This is a genomic window from Bdellovibrio sp. HAGR004 (assembly GCF_055397015.1).
The window spans coordinates 2542477-2566870 of the sequence record NZ_AP029176.1; the positions used below are offsets into that span (position 1 = coordinate 2542477).

The window sequence follows — 24394 nt, forward strand, 5'->3', positions numbered from 1 at the left end:
ATCAAAAGGGCTCTTGGCCCATCCGCATTTTCTCAATTGCAATGAAAACAGCCGGAAGATCCTCGCTCGGTTCTCCGCGCAAAGCCCTTTCCAGGCGTTGCTCCGTGATGGCCCCTTTTTCGTAAAGGTCACGAGCGAGCTGGTGATGGGAAATTTCTTCGCCGTTTAACATCGGAAGACTATGCCCAAGCTCAAACGAAATACGGAACTCGATGAATCTCATGCGTGACGCGATTCGCTCATGAGCGTCCACAATACTCAAAAAACTATCCCCGGATTTTTCATTCTCTTTCATTGCGATAAGAGAGTGATCCAAGTCGTTCACCAATTTCAGCATGTCTAACATTTTCCGAAACGAAACTTTGAAAAAGCGCGCAGACATGGAAACTTGAGAGCTCCAATCCAGGCTTTCCTTGGGATCAAAGTTCGGTTCTAAGGGCGTCAATGAAGATTCCACTTCGCTACGGTCGCAGTGCCAAATTCATATGCCAAACTCCAATTCTCAAATCTCTTATAGACATCATGAACACCGCAGATTTTCGCAATGGCAGCCGCAATGTCTTTTGTCGGAGTACCGAAAGCGCCGATTCCCAAGAGACCTTGATTATAGGGATTGTACTCCCAGATCTTGGTGATTTCTGTTTCAAGGGTTTTAAGAAAATCCGGCGTGATGGGATAAAAATTTTTGTAAGCCGGAAGCTTATCGAGTTTCAAAATATCAGGGTGCTGATTTAAAGCGGCCGCAAGATCCTCATAGCTCAAGCCGCTTTGTGCTCTAGCTAGTTGGCAAAACTTTTGCCGAAACGGTCGAACGCTGCGGGAAAATGGAGTAGGACTTTCGACCGTTGTTTCACGATCCATTTCTTCTCTTAACTCGGTGAATGCTTCAAGCATCTTATGGCTCCTTTTCTTTGCAGAGGCCACAAGCTTAGAAATCAGCGCGGCTCATCTTGCTCATTTGTTTTTGTTTATAAACTTCGCACAAGATGACCATGCTATCGAACTGTCAATTTTTGGATACCGCTCTTTAGGTATAAAAATATCGAAATCGGGCAAACCATCTTCTTTCGCAAGGCTAACAACCCTCAAGCCTTCGAGGGGTCTTCCTTGATTCGCCATGTTATTGCATCTCAGGTGATATATTCAAGCAAATTTAGGCTCCTTTAGGTATATTTAAGTGTTTTTAGGTTTATTTAGGTATTTTAAGCCCTCGAATTAGTTTCCCGAGGGTCTCGCTGTTCCTGGGGATTTAGGCAGATTTAGGTAAATTATTGCGAATTGCCCGAAACAAGCCTAACCTGGGCAAGCAGGAGAATGATGTGAGAGGCAAAAAATCGTCCGAAAATTCGACTATTATCCGTCTGAGAGAGACCCCATTTAAAACGGCTGCGGAAATGAACGCAGAAGAAAACCGCATCATGCGGGAGGAATGGGAGATCCTTGAGCGCGCACGTCGCCGGCGTCTTCTCTTCAAAAAAGAACAGTTCCGCGAAATCGTTGCTCCCTACACGAACGGTTTTGGAGCGCGATTTGTTCAAGCCGTTGATGCTAAATCCAGCGCGAACAATCTTGTGAAAGCCTACCTGACCGATAAAGACGAAGTTCAGATCGACATCGACGACAAACTCAATTCTGAAGATGCCGGATCGACCATCAACTGCCTGGTGAAATCCGTCACCGAAAGCTTGATGAATAGCTATATGGGAACAACCCTTGGGCTCAAAGAGGACTTGGACCTCGCCTCAAAACAACCCATCAAAATGGAAGAGATGGCGCAGACACCCCAGGGCAGCAAAAAGAACGCAAAAACTAAACGCCCTAAGAAATGAGTTCGCCCTAATTAACGCCGAAGCTCAATGAGCAGACTGTCTGTGAAAGACTTGCCAGAACTTGCCTTCGCAATGACCTTAAACCTGCAACGGAGCTGGCTCCAAGTAAACAGGTACGGGTTAAAGTGGAGAAAAGTAAAAAGAAAAAAGGCGTTAGAAAAAAGGATCGCAATTCTAAAGCAAATAAAGAACTCAAAGCGGCGCTAAAGGAATTTAATCGGCAAGATCACACGGGAAAATCAACCCGTCGAATCGTGGGTGAATTTGCGGAAGTTGTCGGTCGCTTTGTCCGCGACAAACTCAAAGAAGCAGATGAAAAAGAGCGCGATCGAGCAACGAAGAAATCAAAACGTTAGCCGCAATTAGAAAGAGGCCCTTGCGGGCCTCTTTCTCGTGAACTGCTTTGAATCTAAAAATCTAGCCTCGATTGAAATACTCAAAGTGCATTCCGTCTTTGCGCTTGAATCTTCCTCCCCAGTAGAAGCCATTCTTTTCAAAAATCTTGACGACCTCTGGATTCATTTCGGGATTGTTATTTCCAAGCTCGTTGCCCTTATAGTTCAGGTCAATGGCAATTGCCCACGAATGAAGGCTCATGGTCGTGCTAGAGCCGCGAATCTTTCGGATGTTGAAGCAGCCGTCGAAGGTTTTAATTTCATCGGTAAGACCCGCCAAAACGATTTCCTCAAACACCTTTTGAAAGACCGCGACCAGAAGCTTGTGACAGTAGAACCCTCGTGCGGTTGAACCCTTCTTGATTGGGAAAGCCTTCAGCGTGGGTGCGAGTTCGCAGAAGGCCAGGTTTGCCGAGGACCATCCCGAAGACAGCGGATCGCCGAAAGTTTCTTTGACCTCGGTGTAGTTTCTCGGACGCTTTGGAGCGCGAGCGTTTTCTGGCGGCGCTTTTTGAATATCAAGCGCACTCCAAGTCTTGGGGCCGACAATTCCATCAACTTTCAGTCCACGCGACTTCTGAAAAAGTTGGACGCCTCTTTCAGTGATTGGGCCGAACTTTCCGTCAATGGCACCCCCGTAATAGCCCAGCTCTTTCAGTTTTTCCTGAAGCAGCTCAACACTTGCACCTGAAGCGTTTAGTTTGATTTTTTCCATGGGTCCTCCTTGTTTTTAGGCTTCGTCTTTACGGCAGCCGTTTTTGTTGAATTTGTTCGTCAAGGTCGAAAACGCGCCTCTCCCAGTTGGAGATTTGATCGCCGCAATTGTTTTTTTCTTTGCAGACCTTGATGATGAACGTTTTGATTTCGACCCAGGATGTGATGGGAACTTGAATCATCGTGGGCCTGAGCTCCCACCAGGAAAGACCATTGAGTTTATTTTCTTCATCGACGAAGAAAGACTTGTCAGAAATTGTGTTGGTGCAAAATCCTCTCGTCATCGAGAGTTCTGTGCAGATGGGAACGTCCGGCGGTTTGGTTGCGCATCCGACTTCAAGAAGCAAACTTAACAAGAGGAACAAACTTCTGAATGAGTTCATTCTCAGCCTCCTTCAGAGCGTCTGTTTTTCCCTCACGTTGCAATTTCCAGTAGTTCAAAGCCGCAGACTCGAAGTCGCGCCCTTGTGCTGCAACTCGCATATCTATGAAGAGAAAAAACACTTGGGTTTCAGCTTTCGTCGCTGCGAGTGTTAAGACTTTGGAAATTCCCCATTCGACCAATGGGTTGATGAGCGGAAGAGAAAAGAAACCGCCAAGGGCTATGAGTTCAGCCATGACAGCTTTCGTCCCAAGCAGAACGAAAGCCGACCGGATCGAATTGACATAATCATCGCGGTTCATGGTCAGGTTGATTTTTTGCCGCCGAGAATTTTCTGAATGACTTCGATGATGGAAAGCCAAACGCTGCCAACTCCGGGAATGGCTTTAATGGTATTGAGAAGTTCATGAAGAATGATGGCCCCCGCACCGGCGGAGATAAACGCAAGTGCGCTTGCCCAATTCAGATCAGAGCCGAGCGAGGCGATACCGAATATCAGCCCGAGCAAAGGTGCGGCCCAGGCTTTCGCGTTTCCCAGTTTGTCCCAGATCAATTCTCGAAGGACGCTGACCTTCAATGTCGAAATCAAGATCGCTGCAATCCCTGCGATTTTTAAAACCCAGGGAAGCCCCCCGAACTGTTTCACGAAAGTCAGAACCTGCGTAAAGAATCCATCGACGGTCTCCACAGGCAACGGAACCGTTTCCTGGGCAAAGACAATGATCGTAAAGATCATCATCGAAAAAGCGAGCGTGAGAGTTCTAAAGGCGTTTTTCATTTTTCCTCCTTGGAAAGTTTTTTTATCGAGTGCCTTTGCTGACGCCGGGAGCTTTTGATCCACCGTTCGTCAGTAAAATGTTGTAAATGGAATCAATTTTTTGGCTCTGATCGCGGATCATCTGCTCGATTCGAGCGTTGTCCGTTTTGCGCTGAGTGGATTCAGCATTGAGTTGTTCTTTTGTGGCGTAACGATTTTCGACTGCGACGACAAAGGAAGTGATTTTGCTTGCGCCGGAGAAAAAGAAAGATGAAACGCCGACGACAATTGCGATGAATGTTTGAATGGCCGCGAAGTGAAGCGGCTTAAGTTTTATTGTGTTGGAGTCGGCACGTTCTCTATTTGACATCTGTAGCTTCATGCTAACGATGTCAAATAGAGCGCATAATGTTTCGTTTTAGACGTGTTGAACTCTCGTCAGTTCTTTAGTCTGCAAGAGAGGTTTCGATGAAAGATAAAACCTCAGAAGGAGTCGGCAGAATTTTTTCCATCAACCCATCCGGCAGAACATCAACTTTGACCTCTTCATCCTGCGCCGGAAAATGGTCGGTGTAATTCCAGATGCCATCATGCCCAAGGTTTTTCGTTCTCCACCCCCAAGATCCATTTCTCCAATGAGTGATGTAATCTGGGTGCTTACAAGAAGCGATGAAGCCAATGTGCGCGCTTCCTGAAGCGGCAATATGAATGGGTGATGAGTCGTTCGAGATCAGCACCTTGCAATTCTGAAGAAGCCAAACCAGCTCTTTCAAGTTGGTCTGATTGCGAAGATCAATGCAGCCTTCGGGGTTCACATCGACGGTTCCAGTTCCATCGGTCGAAAGCATTTTTCCGTCTTTGCCGACCAAGATCGGGATCAAACCTTTTTCGCTGATCGTTTTAAGAACAGAATCCCACCATACTTTCGGAAATGTTTTTGAGGGCCAGTGCTTTCCGGCGTGAATTGCGACATATTTCTTGGGGTCCTTCTCAAGAGAATCAGCCCAGTCCGTATGCGGTTTTTCAGCGGTGAGAATGATCTCGCGGTCCCGAATTGGAAGCTGCTTTTTGAACATACAGATTGAGCAGTAGTCCACGGCTTGGGTCAGACAATGACTGTAGAAATCCCAGGCTAGATGTTCCGTTGGAACTATCGAATAGAACGCCATGAAATCTGATGGATCAATTCTTTCTTTTCTCAGGTCAAAAACTCCCTCGAATTTCAAATGGGAAAAGAGCTCTGGGCACTCAGATGCAAGATAGATTTTTTTATTCGGGAAGTTCTTGAGTGCCCATCTGATTGCTGGCTCGGCACAAACCTGATCGCCAAGACCTCCCCAGGTCACGAGCAGAACTTTGCCCGTGACACCTTTCAATTTTGCCATTTCAAGATTCCAAGACGGAATCATCGGACCCGGAATCAACACTTGCGGAGTTTTCAATTGTAAATTCATAATGCCCCCTTACTCCGACCATCTGACTTCGATGAGGTCATAAACGGATTCGGCGTGAGGCGCTAAGAACCCGCCAAAGATTCGCTCCGTCGGACTGACTGTGATTGTCGCGCCAGGTGTGACATCAATCGTGAAAGTATTCGGTGCATTTCCAGATCTGAAATCTCTGAAACCAAGAACCGCAACGGGGCTGTTAAATTGGGAAGTGGTGCCGTTGCCAAGCTCACCCCCGAAATTTGAACCCCATCCAAGAATGCCAACTTCGGGAAGATTCGTGTCTTTCATCATTCCAAAGCAGCCGCCAGTGCCTCCGGCTTTGATCGCAAGATATTTGCGGCCGCCGACAACTTCCGTCGGAGTGGATCTTGCCGTGGTATCACCAACGCCAAGGCTCCCCCCAATGTTGTAGCCCCAAGAGAACGCTTTATAAGTGTCTTTCTCGATCGCGTAGCAGGAATCATTTGAAGCTGCGATGTCGATATACTTGCGGCCACCAGCAACGAGCACCGGAGATGAATACTCAACCGAGTAACTGCCAGGAACTCCGTTTCCAATCTGTCCGAAGGAGTGTGAGCCCCAAACGTAAACGTCAAAATCTGTCGTCAGACCCATTGTGTGATTGTTTCCAACGGCGACCTTCAGCCATTTTTTTCCACCCACAACAAGAGTCGGAGACGAAACCTCATTGCCGGTTCCATGACCGAGCTTGCCGGAAAGACCATCCCCCCAGGTATAAAGATCCTGGTTCACGTCGATCATTCCCGTGTGCGAAACACCTACGTCAAAACCGATCACTCGTCTCATGCCAGCCACGGCGACCGGAGAGGAGCGTCCTGTCGTTGTTCCATCTCCAACGCCGCCATAGAAATTTCCTCCCCACATAAAAAGATTGAGAGTGTCTTTTTCTAAGGCCGCGCCGTTATTTGAACCAACATCGCAAGCAATGTATCGGCGGCCTCCGGCAACAGCCGTTGGAGTTGATTTCGGAATGATCGTTCCATCACCAATGTTGAATCCAAAGCCGCTGGCAGATCCCCAGCAATACGCAATCCCTGTGACTTGCTCGATGGCGATGCCGTGATCTTCTCCGGTGCCGCAAGCAATCCAGCGTTTCGCGGAAGCGAGATTGATCGGAAATGATTTTGAAACGTTTGTTCCGTCGCCTAAGTTGCCGCTGAAAGCGTCTCCCGTGCCCCAGAGAAGTCCGTTCTCATCAACGAAGTGGGATGCCTTGTTCATTGAAACTCTGAACAAAGCACTTCTAAAAGTGACGACTGCTTTTGTGACGCCGGCTGGAACTTTCCATGTTCCTTTGTATCGGAAAGCTAAATATCCGTTCATAAATCCTCCTAGATTGAAAACCAGTCCGCTCCATCTGAAATGAGCGTTTTGGACTGATGATTGATTTGCATTAGAAATGGCACGTTAAGCCCTTCGATCTTTGAGAGGCCTGGCGGTGTGATCGTTAAGTTGTTGATCGCCGCGAAGCCCTGATAATCTTTCAGCGTCACGATGTAATTCAGCCGCGGACTCGGCAGCAGAACTTCCATCGGCCCTGAAGACAGATCGACGAGCATCGTTTTGCCGTTATGAGATTCATTGAGCTGAAACGGCCCTCCAAGGATCATCCCGACGCCAGCGCCTCCCTTACCTGGGTGACTCATGTAAAGACCGTTCGTTCCACCTGTGATGCGATAGAAGTTTCGCTGATTGGTTGACGAGTTGACGAAGGTGCTCGTGAACGCGAGCCAAACTTGATCCGCGAAACAATCCGAAGAAGAGATCGTAAAATTTCCGGCAACACGGCAGCCGACGAATACGTTTCTTGGCGCACTCATGGTCACATTGCCGTTGATTTCAGACTGATAACCCAAACCTTTCACCACGACTCCGGTCGAGTCATTGAGATTCAAATTTCCGGTCATCGAGCCTTCAAGAACGAGCATCACGCCGCCGCCCTGGGCGACTGCTTCGTCATAGGCTTCTTGAGGGTCGTCGTGAGTGGCGGCTCCTGCATTCTTTTGCGCGGTCGTTCCAAGAACCGATCTGATCTGTCCACCAACACGATCCGCGCTTTCAACGGCATACCGAAGCCACTGGTCGATTGAATATAAAAGCCAGTTCATGTTCTGTGCTGGTAGAGGCTCGTTAGGACTCCACCCTTGGTTTTTCTTAGAGCCTGAAGGTTCGACAACCTTTTGAGGGTCGTTGTCTGGTGTCCAATTTAAAAATGGGACTGTCGGTCGTGCCATAACTCATCCTTTCAATAAAGATCCGCAAGAAGTCCTCCGGCATTCGGGTCATTCACGTCGCCGAATCCGGTTCCACCGTTAAAAACAAAGGCGTTCGCCTCGTCGAATTGCCCGAAGGAATCCAAAGACACTCCCGCAGGAAGAAATTTTTTAAGTTGGCCGCGAATCTTGGCGCGGTTCTCTGGGGGAACAACCGTTGACGAAAAGATGTCAACCGCAGCCGGATAGACTTCCAGATACCAGATGAAAATTGAGCCGATGAAAAACTTCGCCGCCGCAATGATTTCTTCCGGTGTTCCTTGATTTAGATTCATGATGATTTTGGCTTTGATAAGAAGACGATAGTCTTCGTCTTCTTGGGCGTACTCTCTTTCAAGGCCCACAATCTCGCCAATTTTGTCGAGCTGAACGCCGACGGCTGAATCAATCCATCGCTCGGTTTTAAGCTGAAGAAGTACGTCCTCGATGTCTTGAAGCGGAGTCACCAAAGCTTCAACAATGCCTTCGACTTTTTGTTTTCCTTTGTACTGTTGAATCAGTCGGTTCTTGGCTCTCGTAACGTGGTCGGAAATATATGTTGAACTCATAGCGCATTCACCACGGTGTTTGATTCGGCAAACGAAGCCACCTCAAACGGAAGGATATTGATATTGTCATCGAGGGCCGGATCACCCGGAGTATTGGAAACGGGAACTTTATCAATGCGGACTCGGACATCCAAAATTCCCGGAATATCCGCGAACTGTGAAATTAAACGAGGATAGACAATCACATCCTGGCCGATGGCGAGAGCGTTCCCCCAAGACAGAACTCGGTTCTTTGCTGTGAGAGCTCCGTTACTTGGGAACTCGACCGGATCAATTGTCAGATCAAGACTCAGGAAAATTGCAACCTGCGTGGGTCTGCTAAACCGGATGACCCGCGAAACACCTTGCGAATCAAGAACACTTTCGGTCAGTACCCCATGCGTTCTGATTCCAGCAGGTTTTGACTTCCAGAGTGTTTCAGCAATCAGCGCAGTCGTGCCGCCATCAATCACGCTTTCATAAGACTTTCCAGGGCGGCCATCACCATCAGTTTCAAGAGTGTCGTTCTCGAAAATAAAAGCATTCGTGACACCTTCAAGATTCAAAATGCGCGAGCGGATTGCCTCAAGGGTTGCATTCCCCCCAACGGCCAACGTCTCTTTTCTGCGAGCTTTGAATTGAACGTCTGTCTCGCGGTTCCTTCCAATCGTGGTGCTTTCAACGTTGATTGTGCTCGTAAGACCTGAAACCGGAGTGTCAATGACCGTGAGTGTTCCGATGGGCGCATCAATTGGGCCAGTCTCAAGGGCTTCAAGGTCAACGATGCCCTGAACTTCGCCGACTTGATCGTGAGCGATGGTCATGAGCACCGGATCAGATTCTTCGGTCAGCGTGTTCGTTTGCACCGCCAAAAGATCTTGAGGCTGAAGTCCATCAGCGCCATCAAATTCAACCGTGAATCCGCTTGCAAAATCGCCCGTGACAACGACGCCACTGAGTCTGACCAAAGCATTCAGAGCATTTTGAACGTCGGCTGCCGTTGCGCTATAGGGAATGAGGCTTGTGACAAAGCCTCGATGCCGAAGCGAGAAGGAACCGCCATCGGGTGCAATTGCAAAATTGATGGCTTGAATCGCGTTTAATCCCGCGACGAGGATCACCGTGTTGCGGGTTTTGAATTTTGCGTCTGGGTTTCCATCGACTGAAAACTGCGTGTTAATAGGAATCGAAGCCCCAACGTCCCCGAAAAGGAGTTGGTTTTTCTGAACCGATTTTGCAGCGTCAATGATTTCAATTCCGTTGAAGGCGGCCGCATTGTAAAGGCTGACACCTTCGGCATCGTCTGGATACTGTGAGTGATAAACGTCTTCGATCAGTTCCCAGATTTCGGCTTCACGATCCGCGAACACCCCAACGATCTGTCCAAAGACCGTCTCCGGTAAAAGATTGATCGAGTTCCCCAGGCGTTGCCTAAGTACGTTTTCAATTTCAGGCTTGATGTCAGCAAGCCTTTTGATTTCAAGTCCGGTTGCAGAGAGTCCAAAAGCCATTCCTTAGCCTCCGAAAGTTTCAGTAAAAAAATTGATCTCACCGGAATAGGACGTGTATTCAAATTCGACGCTTAATGCGCGCGCCGTGGAGTCGAAACTCATCGTGAAACTGACAAGCTCGATAACTCCGGGCGTGGTGAGAATGATCTGTTTTAAAATGCCATCGACCTGATTGACGTTCGGGTTCTTAACCAAAATGTCTTGGAAGTAAGGAACGCCAACATCCAAATCCAAAAACCATTCGCCCAAGAACGTGCGGAGTTTTTGTTGAAGATGCTGTCTAACGGCGTCGTCTCCATTGGTCAGTTGAAGGCTTCCGTTTTTGATTTCTAAATCGCCGTCAGCGCCAAGTTTTAAATCACTCATGGAGCCACCTTCACTTTCGCGCTTGCCACGTCATTGACCGTGGGAGGTGGACTGGCTGGCGGACTTGTGTTCGACGGCCCCGCAGGTGTGTCCACATAGGGATGTGTGTGGGTTTTGACGTAGTTACTTAAGGCTTCGATTTCCTGTTTCACTTTCGAGGCAATGGCTACGAACTCCGAAAGCGAGTGATCTCCAAGTAAGAGCTGCGAAGCTTTGATCGAAATACTGCCGTCAGCCTTGATGAAGACCTCTGCCGTGTCGTTTACGATTTCAATCGCTTCCGGCTCAGTGACTTGAAAAGGCTCCTTGTTCGGATAGAGACAAGGTTTAACGTAGGCGTCCGACAGGTGATGTTTTCTAGGATCTTCAGGATCGACGATGCCGCCTTTCGCATTCCAGTTTTCAAGGCTTCTTTCGCTAAAGCAGATTTCAACTGAATCGCCTTCTTTAAGAGGCAAATGAATACGGGCTTTTCCGGCGCGAGGATGGGCGACGGGAACGTTCGTCAACAATGGAAGCTCGACGGTTTTTCCATCGGGATATTTTCTTTTAAGCGCCGGACGAACATCGGCGACTTGCTTTTGCGGATCGTACTTCGCAATGACCCCAGGCATGGAGGTGTGAAGCTGAACAAGGCGTTGTTCCATCGCGGTTTTTAATACTTCTTCAAGTTGCGGAGAAAATTGGGTTTCACTCATGCAATTTCAATCCTTGTGAACCAAGCCGTGTCAGCGGTGTCTCCCTCGTGGGAAACCTTCTCGACGCGAAACTGTCCGTTGACGAACTTGCTTTGAATTTCAACCGTTCGGCCTGGGTTGATGTCAGGTTGAAGAAGCGAGACGACTTCAAGGCCCTTGTCTTTTTTGTTCGGGCTTCCAATCAATCCGGTTTCTGCGGAAAGTAGAAATGCGGCCTGATCCGTTGCTTTTCCCTTGGGAAGAATTTGAAGCGCGCCATTTTGCACGGACCATTCAAGATCCATTTTGTCCGTGAGATAATTCATGTGATCTCTCACAGGGCCAGAGAGTGAGAGCCCCCCTGAAAATGCTTTTTCGGGGATTCCTTTTTGTTCGCCGCGAGCAAGGCCCATCGTATTTGTCAGGGTTTGGAAAATGTCTTTTGCAGGCGTTCCTTGCTTAAAACTCACGTCAACGCGGGAATTTTGAAATGACTTAAGACCGTCACCGACTTCAAACGTCGTAACGGAATCAGGCCCCCCAATGGTGGAAATGACTCTTGATGGATTTCCACGGAAAAGAAGTTTCGGTTCTTTTCCGTATCCGGCAAAAAGCTCGATGATGTTGTCTTTGTTCTCGGCAAGACTTCGAGAGTTTGACGAAAGATTGTAAATGCGGATTTCAGCTTTATTGATGGTGCTTGAGGTATCTTTTTCGATTTTAAAGCCAATGCGAAAACCCGGAACCCCTGTGTCTTGTGGGTCCTCCGAATAGATGCGGCTGGCGAAGTTAAGTCCCGCAACTCCTTCAAGGCCGAAATTTAAAACCGCAAGACGATCAAAAAGCTCTTGGCTATCCACCGGCGGCCTCCTCGTAATAAAGAAGGACACGGTTGCCGAGATCAGCTTCCAAAGGTGGAAGGTCTTGATTGGAAGTATCGACCGCAAAGAAGCGACCCGGAGGCCCACCGACGACACGGAAGCGCGAGGTCAGATCCATTGCGACCAGAATCGGAATCCCTGCAAGTAGAGTGATGCCTTGTTGATTGCTTATATCCATCGCCCAACGCTCACGGCGGCGGTTGTATCTAAAAGCCAAACGATACGGAGTGCCTTCAAGCGCGATCTGAAACTCGTAGGATGGAATATCGGAACGAACTGGAATTTGGAGGATCAATTGCCACCCCCAAAGAAGTTTCCGATCTTAACGGCCAAACTCGAATTGACGTTGGGAGCCGGAGTCGCGGATTGATTTCCTAGATCGGCTTTGCTCGGTGCTGTGTGTTTGACTGAGGGTTGAACTTTTTTAATCGCAACGGTTTTTGCAGTGACACGTCTTACTTCTTTCAGGGTTGCCCGGAAACGAAGTTGCTTTCCTGTCTTCTGGTCACGAGGGAACGACAGGGATTGAATGGCCATATTTTCGTACTGTGTGAGGCCCGTGATGACGGTCACAAGTCGTCGGTTTTTCCAGATCGCGGTCAGCATGTCGTGGGCGACCTTCGCAGGATCATCGGCATCAGCAAAAAGAGAGGCCCCCGCAAAAGCTCCACCGATAGCACCCAAAGCGGACCCAAACCCACCGAGCTGAGAACCCAAAATACTTCCGGCTGCGGAAACAAGGCCACGCGCTTGCGCGCTGAGGTTGAGCGGCGTTGAGGAAATAACGCCTTCGATTTCCAGCGAGATATTTTTCGGACGGATGTGATCTGAAACGTCCGGTCCATCTTCAACGGCGTGTTCAGTGATGTCCGACTCGTAAGTTGGAGTTTCCGTGATGGTCGCATCCACTAAAAACAGATCTGCTGCAACATCTTGGCTTCTGAATTTTGTTCTGACTGGTTCACCAGTTAAAAGAGAGAGGAGTGCCATTAGTAAATCGGTGCCCCCTCTCCTAGATAAGAACTGTTCACTTTGCGAATGAGAGAAGAAAAACCTTCTTCAACGGACGCCTGAAGTTTTGGAGCGACGGTCGTCGGATCAACGTTCGGTCCCACGTTGAACGTCATTTGTGATTCGACGCTGACCGGACTTTGGACATTCGAGGTTACGTTTGAAGTTGAAGTCGTCGGCGCGGCAAGAGGACTGGCGTTTTTGCCAAGGGCTTCTTGTGCGCCCTGAAGACTCTGAGGAGTTAAGTTTATTTTATCAAAGAAGCTGAAGGCTCCGGCTGGATTGAATCCATTGAAGATGCTCGCACCTTTATTTGATTGTTTTCCCGGAGCGTCTTGCGAAGACTGCGCCTTCTGTTGCGCAGCTTTATTTCTTTCGACAATTTCATAGGCTCCCGTTGTATCGAGCTGACCTAATTTGGCTCCGATCTTTTCTCCGACCCATCCAAGACCTTTTCCAATCGCTGAGAAAACGGGCGCGAGGTATTCAGCCACGGCCTTTGCAATCTTCATGATCCAGCCGAACATGATCGAATAGGCTTCAACCACGTCCATGACTGCTTTTTTGATGAGTGAGAAAACTCCGAGGATGGCTTTTCCAAGCACCGGAAAATTCGCTAGGAACTTTCCAAAATAACTTTCTCCCCCCTGGAAGAAGGTCACAATGTCTTCAATCATGAGTCCGACCGCAAGAGCGATGGCCCCAATCGCAAGAGGAATGGCGAGAGCTGCAACGTCCATCGCCACGAAAGCGGCAACGGCTCTCCACACGGCAATGATGACGGAACCAATTCCAGAGACGAGTTTTCCAGCAAGAAAAACCGCCGCGATTACTCCGACGATCTTTGCCACTCGCTCAAGGCCCCCAAACATATCAACGAAGCGGCCTACGGATTCAACGAGGGCTAACATTCCACGCCAAACGAGTCGGACGAAGGTTGCCATTCCGTCAAAGGCGAATCTGATTTTGTCAGCCAAGCGGACTCGGTTTTCAGAGATAAATTGATTGAACTGTTCCGCGAGAGGTTTGATGACTTTCATCAAGCCCAGTCCAAGGATGTTTCTCAGACCTCGCAGGGCAAAAATGCTTTCCTGAATTGTGTCGTTAAACTCAGAGGAGGCTTGAACGGCCTCTTGATCCATCACAAGGCCATAACGGTCAGCAAGGCTTGCGGCCTTTTCGATTTCAGCCGAGCCCTTATTTAAGAACGGAATCATGTCTCTTCCGGCTTTTCCGAAGATGTCCATAGCGAGAGCCGTTTTTTCCAGGCCATCCGGCATTTTAGAAAAGCGATCAGAAATCAGATTGAGGGCTTCGGTTGCCGATGGGATTCGGCCACCCATGCGGCCAATGTCGATTCCAACTTTTCTGAGTGACTTGGCTGTGTCGGCAGAACCGTCACGCGCAGACGTGAGATTTTTTGCAAGCGATCCAAGTCCCTGCTGAAGAGACCCATTTGAAATGTTCGCATATTCGGCGGCAGTCTGAAGACGCTGAAGGGTCTCAACATTGAGGCCCAGTTTCATCGCTGTCTTTCCGGCTTCATCACCGGCATTGGCCGTGAGCTTTGCAAACCCGAAAAGAGTTGCAGACGCCGCCGTAACAGAAAGACCGATGGTTGAAAGCGTACTTTTTAAACCATCAAGTTTTTCTTCGACTTTTTTTAGTTTGGTATCGTCAAATTCGAGACCAAGCTTTGCGTAGAGTTCACGAACAATCATTTTCGCCCCTTGGCAGCTTTTTCTTCCGCCTTTCGTTTCGCTTCCTGGTCCAGTGTTAGAGCTTCGTTGGCATCGAGCAGATCAAGGATTGACCAGTGCTCCTCAATCTCGTGAAGGGTCGCCATTCCAGAAATGACGACCCTCCACACGGGCCATATCAGGTGTTCTGGGACTGAAAGTCCGCTCTGCTCGCGAGGTCTTGAAGCCCTTGCAGCCCCGCGAGACCGCCTAAAAAATCGCTGTATTGGAAAGCGACGGTTTTCCCTAGAACCTTGAACAAGTGGCCGATGCGACCTTGGAAGTGGACATCGAAGTATTCAGCGCCGACGCCGCGGAGCTGTCCGCTTTTGGCATCAATGACTTGCACGGATTCCAAAATGTCTTTAATCAGCAGCTCGACTTCGTTTTCGTCGATGCGTGAGCTGAGCGCACTGATGGCCTGTCCGAGAACGGCATTTGCGGCCGCTTCGTCATTTTCTTTGATGGCTTTTCCGGCGCTCAGAAACTTTGCAACGGGTTCACCCGCAAACTTCACAAGCCTTGCGAAAATTCGGGTGCCGCGAGTTGCGGAAAAATGTCTGACTTTGTAGTTCTCTCCGTCGATGTTGAACTGTTCTTCAAACCGCATTAGTTACCTCCCAAAAACAATTGAAGGTTGTCGGTTTCAAGAACCCATTCGACTTCGCGGACTTCGTTATCAAAGCCCAAGACCGGGAGCTTCTTCACATAGGCTTGTTCAGAAGCAATCAAAGCGCGTCCGCTGAGATCTTTGATAAGGACAGGAACGAGTCCGCCATTGTTGAGTTCATCTGCTGCCGCGAACCCCGAAAGAATGTCATTCGAGTCACTGCTTGAAAGCAGAGTGAAACGAACCTGACCTGATTTGTTATTGGATTTAGACCTTGTGCCTTCGCCATCAATGCCGACCGTCATCGAGTAAGCGTCTTCTGTGCGCTCAGCTTCAATGAATGTCCCAGGCGCGAAGCCCGCAAGTGATCTTCCTCCGACCGTAGCCACGACTTGACTTGGATCATACGTTTTCATCTAAAAGTTCCTCCTTAAACTGAAACAAAGCCTTTGACCGTTACCTCGCCAATCGCGCCAGCAAGACGGAACTCAAAGGCAATGTCTGGGAAAATTCGATCTTGACGAAGTTGCGGATCAACCTCGGCGACCTTTTGTGATTCGACTGTGTATCCGTCATCGCGGGAAATACCGCCCACGCGGATGCCTTCTTCAATTTTGGCGCGCACAATCGCTTCAAGAGAGGTCACGCCGCCGTCCGTGTAAGGGACCTTTTCAACGCTCACAAGAAGTCCATAGATTCCTTCTTGCACTCGCGCCGTGAACCAATCCAAGAAGCGTGTGACATCAATCCATTGGCCGCTTGCCATCTTTCCTTTTTGAACGATTCCGACGCCGCCGACCGTGGTGTAATGATTCACGTTCTTTGCGTTGAGGTTTGCGAGCTCCGTTGCATTCAACACGTCGGTCGAAATTCCCGAGAGACTTGCATAGCGCCATTGTTCAGAACCTGGATCAGTGGGAAGTTTTCGTCCGGCCCAAGCCGCTTCGGGGCCACTCGCTTCATCGCCACTCCAAAGAAGTGCCGTGCGGTTGTAGGTTTTTTGTTTGAGGACGCTTCCGAGGTCGGTCGTGCTGGCTGTTTTGATGGAAAGGCCATCGCTCGCGGCGATAAAGATCTTTCTCAAGGCTTCGATGTAAGCCGCAGCCTGAAGAATCTCTAAGTCATCACGCGAAGTCAGAATAAGGCAATACCAGTCGTCATTGACTTGCTGAAGTGCCTGAATGTCTTCAATGACGCCGTGATTTGCCGTGGTGTGAACAATTGCAAGATTGCTGGATGCGCTGACCGAGTTGGCTTCACCAGGATTTTCGGCAGTCAAAATCAAAGTCGTCGTCCCGGACCCGCTCATCTTACAAAGTGGATCTGCATTGATAAGAGCGATAAGGCCGGCCACGATCTCGGTTGCCGTTGCATCAGCGTCCGAAGTAAATTCATAGTCTTCGCCATTGATAGTGACTTTGTAGGCCGTGGTGTTTGCCACCGTGGGCGTCAGTGTTTCAATCTGCGCGACCTTAACGGCTCTTTTTCCTATACGAATCTGACGAGGCTTTTTCTCCTGGGAAAAGAGGCGCTGCGCCCATTTGTATTCGTCGTCGGTTGTTTCAAAATCCTCGGCCACTCCCGGCAAGCTCGTATAGGTTCTAACGAGGTCCGATCCGAAATCTCCATTCGGGCCAAGCACGAGCGGAGTTCCGAATCCGGCACGAGTGACGGATTTGCTCCCCAAGGTGATTTGAATGTTGACGATTTGATCTAAGCTCATTTTGCTTTCCTCCTTGTAAGCGTCAGCCGATGTCGGTTTGGTCTCCGCTTGCGTTGTTCAAAATTCCGGTCTGTTCGATGAATCCGACGTTTTCTGTGATTGCCATGACGCAACCAAAATCCATGTCGAACTGGGTTCTGTTTTCAAAATTGGTTTCGAGCGGCACACTCACGTTCTTTGGTGAGGTGTTAGAAAGAAGGGCTACGGAACGTGCTGCCAGAAGATCCATAGCGGAAACTTTTGACAGGCCGTTGGTGATGAGTGCCGCAATCTCATCCGCGTCTTTTCCGTAAGCATTGACGGACACCGTAAAAGCTCTTTGGCCTTCAAACGAGTAAACCCCTGGCGAGCTCTGTCTCATGTCGTCTTCGCCATAAGAGCGAGGACCCGAAACAACGTTTAAGCCGATATAAGGATTCTTCGGACGCGGTGATCCTTGTTCCAGCCAAACGACTCGCGCCGCTGGAACGAGAGGAGCTGAGAGCGCCGAAATCAAATCCCAAACCGCTTTTCTAAATTGAGTGACCGTGATGGCGCTCATGGCGAGTCCTCCTGGTTATTCACTCGTAGAAGAAGAGATTTGAAATACGGAATATCGACGTTGCGCCAAGCCTCTACAGATCGAACCTGAAACAACTTCCCATTGACCTCAACCAAGTCAGCAACGCGCAGTCCGTCTTCGCTCGCAGGAGAAAGTTCAACATCCGTGAAGAGGTTGTATGACTCGCGGTTACGATCGTTCTCTGGAAGCAGTAAGGATTCTTTCGGCGACAGAGGTTGCAGCGATCCGATAACTTGAACGGTTTCAATTGCCGAAGGTTGATAAACTCCTTCAAGGTAATAGCCATTCGTGACAGGTCGTCGGACTGAATAGACTCCGGTTGCAAATGAGAGAATCATTCGTTCCTCCCATCCATGACGACGTGATGACGAATGGAGTTCAGCATCTGGCCCGTATCGACCAAAGGAACATCGCCTTTTTTACCGTCACGAGTTTTCGCTTTGATGGTCGCGGGGCTTAGTTCCGGTGGAATGTGTTCATTCGTGATGCGGTTTTTAATGAGAGAAACGGCGAAAAGGCCAAGTCTTCCAAGGGCCGTTTCAACGTTGAGCTTTTGGAAAAGCACACTCTTTAAAAGCGAAGAAATGGCACCTTGAATCGCCTGAGATTCCTGAATCAAAGTCCCACGGATGAAACTCCGTGGTGGGATTCTTCCGTCTTCAGATCCGTACTCATGAATCGTCGCAATCTGCGCGACCGTCAGGGCTGAACCCTTGTGAGGAGCTTCAGCCGAAGGCTCGACGAAGCCAACTTTCACATAGGGATGATTCGCGGTCTTTCTTAAGTCCGCCGCAATCTTCTTCCAACCTCTGTCTTTGTCGATGATCTTCGTTTTTGCCATAGCTATGTCACCATCGGAGTGACAAGAAGCTGGCGGCGAAGCCGCAAATACTCCATGCCGTAAGAAGTTGTCGAAAGAAGTGCGTCTTCGCCGGATGAACTTGAACCGCCAGGGGCCGAGTAACTTCGTTGAAGTTCTCCGACCTTTTCTGACGAAACCGTTCCAGCATTCGAGCTGCCGCCAGAAACTCCGGTTGCAGCCCCTGAACGTTTCAAGAGATGAGCGACCAGATAGGCCATTCCGGGCGCGTAGGCAGATCCCCAAACCTTCTGACTGACAGAAAGATTCGCAATGTCGAGAAGCGCCTGAATCCTCACGTCATTGACGGCAGAGAACTCAGGAAAAAGTGCTTTCACATAGCTGGGATCGACGACGGTCGGAATAGCCATTGGAGACTACTCCTCATCTTTTTTCGTGTTGGTCGCCGCTGGAGCTTCGAGTTTTTGGATCTGCTCCTCGATGGCGCGTTTGACCTTGGATCTCTTTTCAGAATCCAGCCACTCTTTGAGAATTTTCACGTCGTAGGTTTCTGCAACCATCGACAAGGCTTTTTTCTCGTTGAATGAAGTCAATGGCGTAACAGGAGGAAGCTCGGGAGGGGCTGCGTTCTTTTTGACGCCATCCTTGTTATCGCCAAAGGCTTTTTCTTCGAGTTTTGTTTTCTCTTCATCACTGAGTCCTGCCAGCGGGTCTTTCGGTGCTTTTGGAACGCCCTGGTCAGGAGTGACGACTTCGATGATTCCGGTATCAACGAAACGTTTGATCTCGGAATCGCTTGCGGCGATAGCCCAAAGTTTTTCGTCAACGTTGTTGATGCCTGGAATCAGACGAATGCCGTAGGCATAATGAATGTTCGGTCTGTTGTATTTTACGATCACGGTTTTCTCCTTTGTTTTTTTCCTGGGTTCTTTTGGAAGGTCGGAGCTGGCTCTGGAAAACCTAGGAAACCCCAGGCCAGCTCCTATCTGCTCACTGTCGCCAGTAAGCAGGTTTTCTTTTTTAAATTCCGTCGCCGAAAGAAATGCTCAATGGGTAGTAGATGATGACGCCACCGAAGGACTCGATGCAGTCGATCACATACTCCAAGTTTCTTTTTTCAGCTTCGAGCTGTTCAAAGTCTGAAGGGACTTCCAGAGTCAGAACTTCGGGATCGCGGCGGTAAGCAACGGCGCGATCAATTCCAGCACCACCAGCATCGGCAAGCTCATTGACCCATTCGACTTGCTTGATGAAAGGATTATTTCCCAAGAAGTATTTCAGGATCGTCGTGTCGGAGTTGTCCGAGCGCGGAGTGCTTGCGATATAGGTGTACTGTTCAAGCGGCAAAAGAAGTGTGTCAGGAACTTCGATGCCTTTGGTGTTGGCCGGAACGGAGTTTGCGACCAAGTTCAGATCACGAATGATCTGCGCCGGAGTTTTTGTGCTCCATGCTTTGGACGCTCCGGTTCCATCGGCAGGAATCGTGACCGTCGGAATGTTCGGATTCGTCAAGAACCCAGGCAGTCCCGTTGAAGCGTCACCAACGAACGCGATTTTGTTCTCAGCTTGTGAGACCGCCCGACGAGCGAAACTTGCGCGACGCTGATCGAGACGTTTTCCCACCATGTTAGAAGAACGAATCTCTTTGATGGTGTATGCGTAGGCCGCACCCAGTTCTTTGACGGGAGAACTGAACTCTTTCCCTTTCAGGTCAACGCGAGGCAAGTCATCTGCATAGTTGGAGATGATTTTTCCGATCCCGAATCCGTCATATTGTTGATAGGTGATTTTTGTCGCACCCGGATCAACATCAGGATTCAAAGGGAAAAGACGACGGGCTTTTAGCTCGGCGTATTTCACGTCATAGGTGTTTGACTTCACATACTCTAGTTCACGCTGAAAGAACGCACTTTCAGCGGCGTCCAGATGCAGAAGTTGTCTTTGATTTTTCATAAATTGGATTCCTTTCCTAAGTTTTGGATTACGCCGGAGGAGTAAAAGTTGTTGCTGGGAAGTTCACTTCAATGACAGCCAGGCCATTTGCCGAAGCGCCTGTCAGGAATTGGGCACCGGCTAATTTCGCAAGACCCGTGTTGGCGGCTCCCGCAAAACTCCCCAAACCGTTTCCACCTGCCGCGTGGCGAACATAAACGTCAGATCCTGGCGTCACGGTGTCTTCGACTTTCACCCATGCACGGCCCTTGCGAAGAGTGGAGACCACGGACTTTTCAGGGTATTGCGGATCACCCGTAAGACTTTGCTCAAGGGCTTGAGTAGAAAGAGAAAGTCCAAGTGTTCGCTGCGCATTCGTAACGTCGAGCGCGGACGAAGGAAGTTTTCCTTGGAAATCGCCCGTGTCTTTGACTAAAAGGCGTCCGAATAGAATTGCGGTCAGACACTTGATGCTGATTTTGTCTGTAAAGCCAGAATCATAGAGCTGTCCTTCGTAGGCTGCCGCTCCCTGATCTGTTGAGTAAGATGTTTGCATTTTGAAATCTCCTTTTTTAAAAATTTCTTACTTGGTTGCTGAAAGTGGTTTTTTCCATTCGTCTTCTGAGTCCTTGCGCATTTGTTTGCGCTTCTCATCAGAGTCCGGTGCGGCTTCATTTCGAGAGTCGTTTTTCACAACTGCTTTTCCGAAATTTGTGTTGAAGTCAGAACGCGCACGAATTTTTTCGGCAACCGAGTCGAAACGTGTTTCGAGGTAGATTTCAGATTTGCCGTCAAGAATGGCCGTTGGACTGTCGGCTTGGATGATGGCCTTCTTGATCTCGACATCAGACATCGAGTCCATTTTTTCGATCTGCTCTTGCGGAAGAACGTGGGCCGCAATCTTCTCCAAGCTCATGCGAGCCTTCGCAAATTCGCGGACCTTGGCATCGCTCGGATCAACGGAGTCGGTTCTCTTTTTGAGTTCTTCGTTCGCTGCATCAAGCTTGGCTTGAGTGGCCTCAAGTTTCGCTTCTGTTTCCGTGAGCTTTGTCTCGGCGCTTGTGGCCTTCGTTGTCAGATCTGAGTTCTCTTTTTTTAGAGTGGCATTTGTTGAGTTTGCAGAATCCAGATCCGTTTTCGTTTTCTGGTGAACTGCTTGGTCAGCCTCGACAGCGGCCTGAACCTCAGATGTAACCTCATGTTCTTTTCCATCAAGGCGTACTTTTCCCATTAAAATCTCCTCTTTCTTTTTTGGTTTTGGGTTTTGAATTGGTTCGACTTCCATCACGGCATCTTCCGAATCGAGGCGAATGCGGACATCAGGTCCGGCGCGGCCCTTATCGACGATGGCGATATGGTTGTATTTGATGTTTCGTTGGATGAAGTCGTAGGCTTGACCCTGGTAAACGCCAGGTTCCTCGACAAGATCTGCGGTATAGCCGCAAGAGACTTCGCGCATTCCATCGGACTCAACGGCACCGATAGCGTCAGCGTGTGAAATGATGATGGTCCCTGAAACCTTGTCACCATCACGATTGATCGACTCTAAGGCGTATCCTTTTTGATAAAGCGATACGTTTTCAGGAGTAATCATTTCGGGAGGATGTCTGAGGGTGACAGGTGCGCCGACTAATGTTGAAAGCGAGTCCTCTTTGAAAACTTCATCAGGTGGACGAAATTCACGGATGATTTTTCCTTCGCCCGTTTTGTAAGTGAAAACTCCCGCGCGAGTTGCAAAGATTGGAACGCGCAAAAATCCCTGCGGAGTTTTTTCCGCAGACTGAAGTTCACCTTTATCAAAACGATTTACTGATTTTGTTTTCATGCGCGATTGGGTTCAGTGTGAACACGCGCAAAAAACTTTTCACCGCTTCATTTTCAACACGTCGAACGTTCGACAGTTGAATGTTCAACGTTGATTTTCAAATTTCACTCTGCAAAATCGTCAATCACTGGTTCTGCATAACATCGGCACTGAATAGCTTCACCTGGATGAACGGCCTCACCATCAACGATAGGCGGAGAGTTCCAAGAATAAATCTCCCCTTCAAGATCTCGATGAGAAGACCTTTCGCGCTCATCTCCGACACCGCGCCAACGATAGTGAGTGATGCCAAGACCGACTTGCGAAATTTCTGTGAGCTGTCCGTTTATTTTTCCAACTTGGTCGCGCGCAATAAGCTCCGCGTTGGAGTCCATCGACGCAAACTGATCGTCAATAACGGATTCGATGTCCTCAACGCGTTTGCCTTGAGTGATCGCTTGCATGATTTCAGTTTGAAGTTTTCCGAAGTGTCGATCTGCGAGCGTTTTAATAAGTTGAACGTTCTCGCTCACTCTTAAGCGGAGATAATCGCGCACTTCGCTTGTTAGAGCTCCTGATCCGAGACGAATGTTGAAAGGGATCAGAGAATCGCGCTGCCGACTTTCATTTCCGCGCATCACGGATTCAACGGCAGCCCCCATGCGGGATGCAATTGCTGAAATCATTGAATCCGTAAACAGAACGCCTAAGCGCGCTCGTGCTTCGGCAATCAAAGCCGCGAGGTCATCAATCATGTCGTCTTGCCGAACTCGGCTAGGAACTTTTGAATTTATCTCTGAGATGAGGGACGGAAGGTTTGGAAGGATCGCTCTCTTTGTGATGGCTTTGGCCTCAGCGACAAATCCAGAGAGTTCTCTTTGGTATTGCCTTTGCGCTCCGTGAGGAAACGCGGGTTTGAGTGGCCTTGGCAACCGGCGGGATCTTTTCGGTGTTTTAAGTTTTCGCTCCCGAATCTGGGCAATAGTGTCGGCATCAAAGCGTCGGGCCGCTTTCATTTACTCTTCCTCGGGCTTTTCTTTTTCGGGTGCAGGAGGAGTTTCTTTTTCTGGATTTACTCGCGTTGAAACGTCGAGTTTGGTTTCCATCGAAAACCCACCCTGACCAAATCTCGAAACTGCAACTTCGGCAGGATCTAACACCCCTCGGTCTAGGTACACGGCGTCTGCCTGGGAAACCTTGACCCGCACATCGGCCTCTTCCTTTTCATCAAGTTGCCATAGGGGTTCAAATTCGATTTCTAAGCTCTCTATCGCCCCACGGTTGAGTTTTCTTGTCAGGTTGAGGATCTTAGGCGCTAGGTACTCTTGGCGCTGGGAATCGACAAAATCATACCAAGCCAAAACGGTTGAGTTTCCGGTTGCATTTGAACCGACTGGACTTTCGCCCAAGAGCTTCGTGTGCGGAATATCCGTCTGGGCAACGAGATTGTCTGCCGAGGCTCTTAGAAGCTCAGGCATTCCGGTGACGGTGCGGGATTTTTCTTCGTAGGTTTCAGACTCGTCGATAATCAAAGAACGAATGACTGACTTTGAATAATTAGCCAGCTCAATGCGTTCCCGAATTTGATCTTCTTTTCCTGCGGCGACGAGCTCCGCGAGGTTGCGCATTTTAAAAACGCCCACGTTAAAATCTTGCAAGATCGCTGATGCAGCGTCGTGACTCGTTTGAAAATTGCGGAGGGAGTTAAAAGGCTTTGTAAGAACGGAATCATGCCAATAGCCATTCTGAATAAAGAGTCTTCTCGGAAGAATAGCCCCGTTGAAAATCTCAAGCCGCGAGGCATGAATGACAAGCGAGTTGAGTGAACTCGAAACGCTTTGTTGAAGATTAAGCCTGTACTTCGTCGGAAGGCGAAAGTACGGAGAAAACGGATTCATGTCGATGGAACTAAAATCGGCCTGAAGTTCAAAACGGCCAAGAACTTGAAGGCCAGTGACCTCTTCCGTTTCCAGCATGGGTTCTTCCATGCGACTACTTCCGCGACTCAAATACAGAATGGCTGAACCGCCATATTTTCGGGCTTGCTTCCAAGCCTCAATAATCTTCAGACGAGCGCCAAGCTCTTTGATCCGTTTCGTATAGGCGTCTGAGTCTTTCTGTGAAATCCCTTTGTAAGACCATTTTTTGCGGCACGCTTCTTCTGGAAGTAAATTGACGATTCTCGTTGCCAATCCGTCGGAGGCGTAAAGATGCTCAAAGAAAAGTTCGTCGTGATGAGTCCAAAAAGCTTCCGACGAAGTTCTTTTGTCTTTTCCTCGAACGCCTATACCTGTGATTAAGTTGAGCCAGCCATCAAGTCTGGCAACGAAGGTTCTACGATCCATGAGATCATTGAATATCGAGCCTTCAAAGAGATCACCGCTTACTCTTCAACGTGTTGAAGAGATG

At 49.0% G+C, this 24394-nt stretch carries 33 protein-coding genes; 2 read left to right on the plus strand and 31 right to left on the minus strand.

Annotated features, from left to right (window positions below; genetic code table 11):
- Window position 1: 1 nt before the first annotated feature.
- Both ACZ5ZV_RS12645 and ACZ5ZV_RS12650 read right to left on the minus strand, forming a co-directional pair.
- Window positions 2-445 (minus strand): hypothetical protein, encoded by a 444-nt coding sequence (locus tag ACZ5ZV_RS12645; RefSeq protein WP_464117396.1) that lies wholly within the window; start codon window positions 443-445, stop codon window positions 2-4.
- Window positions 442-894, minus strand: coding sequence for a hypothetical protein (locus ACZ5ZV_RS12650; RefSeq protein ID WP_464117398.1), 453 nt, complete (start codon window positions 892-894; stop codon window positions 442-444). The genes ACZ5ZV_RS12645 and ACZ5ZV_RS12650 overlap by 4 nt, the downstream gene beginning before the upstream one ends.
- Before the next feature lie 425 nt (window positions 895-1319).
- On the opposite strand from ACZ5ZV_RS12650, the gene ACZ5ZV_RS12655 reads away from it, so the two are divergent.
- Both ACZ5ZV_RS12655 and ACZ5ZV_RS12660 read left to right on the plus strand, forming a co-directional pair.
- Window positions 1320-1829, plus strand: a complete 510-nt coding sequence (locus tag ACZ5ZV_RS12655) for a hypothetical protein (protein WP_464117400.1) — start codon at window positions 1320-1322, stop codon at window positions 1827-1829.
- 125 nt (window positions 1830-1954) lie between these two features.
- Window positions 1955-2185 (plus strand): hypothetical protein, encoded by a 231-nt coding sequence (locus ACZ5ZV_RS12660; RefSeq protein ID WP_464117402.1) that lies wholly within the window; start codon window positions 1955-1957, stop codon window positions 2183-2185.
- Between the two features lie 61 nt (window positions 2186-2246).
- Here ACZ5ZV_RS12660 and ACZ5ZV_RS12665 read toward each other — a convergent pair whose 3' ends face one another.
- The 29 genes from ACZ5ZV_RS12665 to ACZ5ZV_RS12805 all read right to left on the minus strand — a co-directional run bounded on the left by ACZ5ZV_RS12665 (window position 2247) and on the right by ACZ5ZV_RS12805 (window position 24330).
- Window positions 2247-2939: a peptidoglycan-binding protein gene (locus tag ACZ5ZV_RS12665; protein ID WP_464117404.1), complete on the minus strand. Its 693-nt coding sequence runs from the start codon at window positions 2937-2939 to the stop codon at window positions 2247-2249.
- Between the two features lie 28 nt (window positions 2940-2967).
- Window positions 2968-3321, minus strand: a complete 354-nt coding sequence (locus ACZ5ZV_RS12670; protein ID WP_464117406.1) for a hypothetical protein — start codon at window positions 3319-3321, stop codon at window positions 2968-2970.
- On the minus strand, window positions 3275-3556 hold the full coding sequence (locus tag ACZ5ZV_RS12675) for a hypothetical protein (RefSeq protein ID WP_464117408.1): 282 nt from the start codon (window positions 3554-3556) through the stop codon (window positions 3275-3277). Before ACZ5ZV_RS12675 ends, ACZ5ZV_RS12670 begins: the two co-directional genes overlap by 47 nt.
- Window positions 3557-3624: 68 nt before the next feature.
- A complete protein-coding gene (locus ACZ5ZV_RS12680; RefSeq protein ID WP_464117410.1) occupies window positions 3625-4098 on the minus strand; it encodes a hypothetical protein in 474 nt (157 codons plus the stop codon).
- A gap of 22 nt (window positions 4099-4120) precedes the next feature.
- Window positions 4121-4447: a hypothetical protein gene (locus ACZ5ZV_RS12685; RefSeq protein ID WP_464117412.1), complete on the minus strand. Its 327-nt coding sequence runs from the start codon at window positions 4445-4447 to the stop codon at window positions 4121-4123.
- Between the two features lie 76 nt (window positions 4448-4523).
- Window positions 4524-5531: a glycosyltransferase family 9 protein gene (locus ACZ5ZV_RS12690; protein ID WP_464117414.1), complete on the minus strand. Its 1008-nt coding sequence runs from the start codon at window positions 5529-5531 to the stop codon at window positions 4524-4526.
- 9 nt (window positions 5532-5540) lie between these two features.
- On the minus strand, window positions 5541-6872 hold the full coding sequence (locus tag ACZ5ZV_RS12695) for an RCC1 domain-containing protein (RefSeq protein ID WP_464117416.1): 1332 nt from the start codon (window positions 6870-6872) through the stop codon (window positions 5541-5543).
- Between the two features lie 8 nt (window positions 6873-6880).
- Window positions 6881-7783, minus strand: a complete 903-nt coding sequence (locus tag ACZ5ZV_RS12700; RefSeq protein WP_464117418.1) for a hypothetical protein — start codon at window positions 7781-7783, stop codon at window positions 6881-6883.
- A gap of 11 nt (window positions 7784-7794) precedes the next feature.
- Window positions 7795-8370 carry a baseplate wedge 1 family protein gene (locus tag ACZ5ZV_RS12705; RefSeq protein ID WP_464117420.1) on the minus strand — a complete coding sequence of 192 codons (576 nt, stop codon included), beginning with the start codon at window positions 8368-8370 and terminating at the stop codon, window positions 7795-7797.
- The gene (locus ACZ5ZV_RS12710) at window positions 8367-9860 is read right to left on the minus strand and encodes a hypothetical protein (RefSeq protein WP_464117422.1); all 1494 of its coding nucleotides are present in this window, start codon (window positions 9858-9860) and stop codon (window positions 8367-8369) included. Before ACZ5ZV_RS12710 ends, ACZ5ZV_RS12705 begins: the two co-directional genes overlap by 4 nt.
- A 3-nt stretch (window positions 9861-9863) precedes the next feature.
- The gene (locus ACZ5ZV_RS12715) at window positions 9864-10226 is read right to left on the minus strand and encodes a contractile injection system sheath initiator (RefSeq protein WP_464117424.1); all 363 of its coding nucleotides are present in this window, start codon (window positions 10224-10226) and stop codon (window positions 9864-9866) included.
- On the minus strand, window positions 10223-10924 hold the full coding sequence (locus ACZ5ZV_RS12720) for a Gp138 family membrane-puncturing spike protein (RefSeq protein ID WP_464117426.1): 702 nt from the start codon (window positions 10922-10924) through the stop codon (window positions 10223-10225). The genes ACZ5ZV_RS12715 and ACZ5ZV_RS12720 overlap by 4 nt, the downstream gene beginning before the upstream one ends.
- On the minus strand, window positions 10921-11763 hold the full coding sequence (locus ACZ5ZV_RS12725) for a phage protein (RefSeq protein ID WP_464117428.1): 843 nt from the start codon (window positions 11761-11763) through the stop codon (window positions 10921-10923). The genes ACZ5ZV_RS12720 and ACZ5ZV_RS12725 overlap by 4 nt, the downstream gene beginning before the upstream one ends.
- A complete protein-coding gene (locus ACZ5ZV_RS12730; RefSeq protein WP_464117430.1) occupies window positions 11756-12079 on the minus strand; it encodes a phage baseplate plug family protein in 324 nt (107 codons plus the stop codon). The genes ACZ5ZV_RS12725 and ACZ5ZV_RS12730 overlap by 8 nt, the downstream gene beginning before the upstream one ends.
- On the minus strand, window positions 12076-12774 hold the full coding sequence (locus tag ACZ5ZV_RS12735) for a phage baseplate protein (RefSeq protein ID WP_464117432.1): 699 nt from the start codon (window positions 12772-12774) through the stop codon (window positions 12076-12078). The genes ACZ5ZV_RS12730 and ACZ5ZV_RS12735 overlap by 4 nt, the downstream gene beginning before the upstream one ends.
- Complete coding sequence (locus tag ACZ5ZV_RS12740; protein ID WP_464117434.1) at window positions 12774-14516, minus strand: phage tail tape measure protein; 1743 nt, start codon at window positions 14514-14516, stop codon at window positions 12774-12776. Before ACZ5ZV_RS12740 ends, ACZ5ZV_RS12735 begins: the two co-directional genes overlap by 1 nt.
- A gap of 157 nt (window positions 14517-14673) precedes the next feature.
- A complete protein-coding gene (locus ACZ5ZV_RS12745) occupies window positions 14674-15144 on the minus strand; it encodes a phage tail assembly chaperone (protein WP_464117436.1) in 471 nt (156 codons plus the stop codon).
- Complete coding sequence (locus ACZ5ZV_RS12750; protein ID WP_464117438.1) at window positions 15144-15560, minus strand: phage structural protein; 417 nt, start codon at window positions 15558-15560, stop codon at window positions 15144-15146. The genes ACZ5ZV_RS12745 and ACZ5ZV_RS12750 overlap by 1 nt, the downstream gene beginning before the upstream one ends.
- A 14-nt stretch (window positions 15561-15574) precedes the next feature.
- Window positions 15575-16867: a DUF3383 family protein gene (locus tag ACZ5ZV_RS12755; RefSeq protein WP_464117440.1), complete on the minus strand. Its 1293-nt coding sequence runs from the start codon at window positions 16865-16867 to the stop codon at window positions 15575-15577.
- A 22-nt stretch (window positions 16868-16889) separates the two neighbouring features.
- On the minus strand, window positions 16890-17408 hold the full coding sequence (locus ACZ5ZV_RS12760) for a phage neck terminator protein (protein WP_464117442.1): 519 nt from the start codon (window positions 17406-17408) through the stop codon (window positions 16890-16892).
- Window positions 17405-17767 carry a hypothetical protein gene (locus tag ACZ5ZV_RS12765; protein WP_464117444.1) on the minus strand — a complete coding sequence of 121 codons (363 nt, stop codon included), beginning with the start codon at window positions 17765-17767 and terminating at the stop codon, window positions 17405-17407. Before ACZ5ZV_RS12765 ends, ACZ5ZV_RS12760 begins: the two co-directional genes overlap by 4 nt.
- Window positions 17764-18270, minus strand: coding sequence for a hypothetical protein (locus ACZ5ZV_RS12770; protein WP_464117446.1), 507 nt, complete (start codon window positions 18268-18270; stop codon window positions 17764-17766). The genes ACZ5ZV_RS12765 and ACZ5ZV_RS12770 overlap by 4 nt, the downstream gene beginning before the upstream one ends.
- Window positions 18271-18272: 2 nt before the next feature.
- Window positions 18273-18659, minus strand: a complete 387-nt coding sequence (locus tag ACZ5ZV_RS12775; protein WP_464117448.1) for a DUF4054 domain-containing protein — start codon at window positions 18657-18659, stop codon at window positions 18273-18275.
- A gap of 6 nt (window positions 18660-18665) precedes the next feature.
- Window positions 18666-19148, minus strand: a complete 483-nt coding sequence (locus ACZ5ZV_RS12780) for a hypothetical protein (RefSeq protein ID WP_464117450.1) — start codon at window positions 19146-19148, stop codon at window positions 18666-18668.
- Between the two features lie 121 nt (window positions 19149-19269).
- Window positions 19270-20202, minus strand: coding sequence for a DUF2184 domain-containing protein (locus ACZ5ZV_RS12785; protein ID WP_464117452.1), 933 nt, complete (start codon window positions 20200-20202; stop codon window positions 19270-19272).
- Window positions 20203-20230: 28 nt separating this feature from the next.
- The gene (locus tag ACZ5ZV_RS12790; protein WP_464117454.1) at window positions 20231-20737 is read right to left on the minus strand and encodes a structural cement protein Gp24; all 507 of its coding nucleotides are present in this window, start codon (window positions 20735-20737) and stop codon (window positions 20231-20233) included.
- A gap of 27 nt (window positions 20738-20764) precedes the next feature.
- A complete protein-coding gene (locus tag ACZ5ZV_RS12795; RefSeq protein WP_464117456.1) occupies window positions 20765-22006 on the minus strand; it encodes a DUF2213 domain-containing protein in 1242 nt (413 codons plus the stop codon).
- Window positions 22007-22110: 104 nt separating this feature from the next.
- Window positions 22111-23001: a phage head morphogenesis protein gene (locus ACZ5ZV_RS12800; RefSeq protein ID WP_464117459.1), complete on the minus strand. Its 891-nt coding sequence runs from the start codon at window positions 22999-23001 to the stop codon at window positions 22111-22113.
- On the minus strand, window positions 23002-24330 hold the full coding sequence (locus tag ACZ5ZV_RS12805) for an anti-CBASS protein Acb1 family protein (protein WP_464117461.1): 1329 nt from the start codon (window positions 24328-24330) through the stop codon (window positions 23002-23004).
- Window positions 24331-24394: the final 64 nt, after the last annotated feature.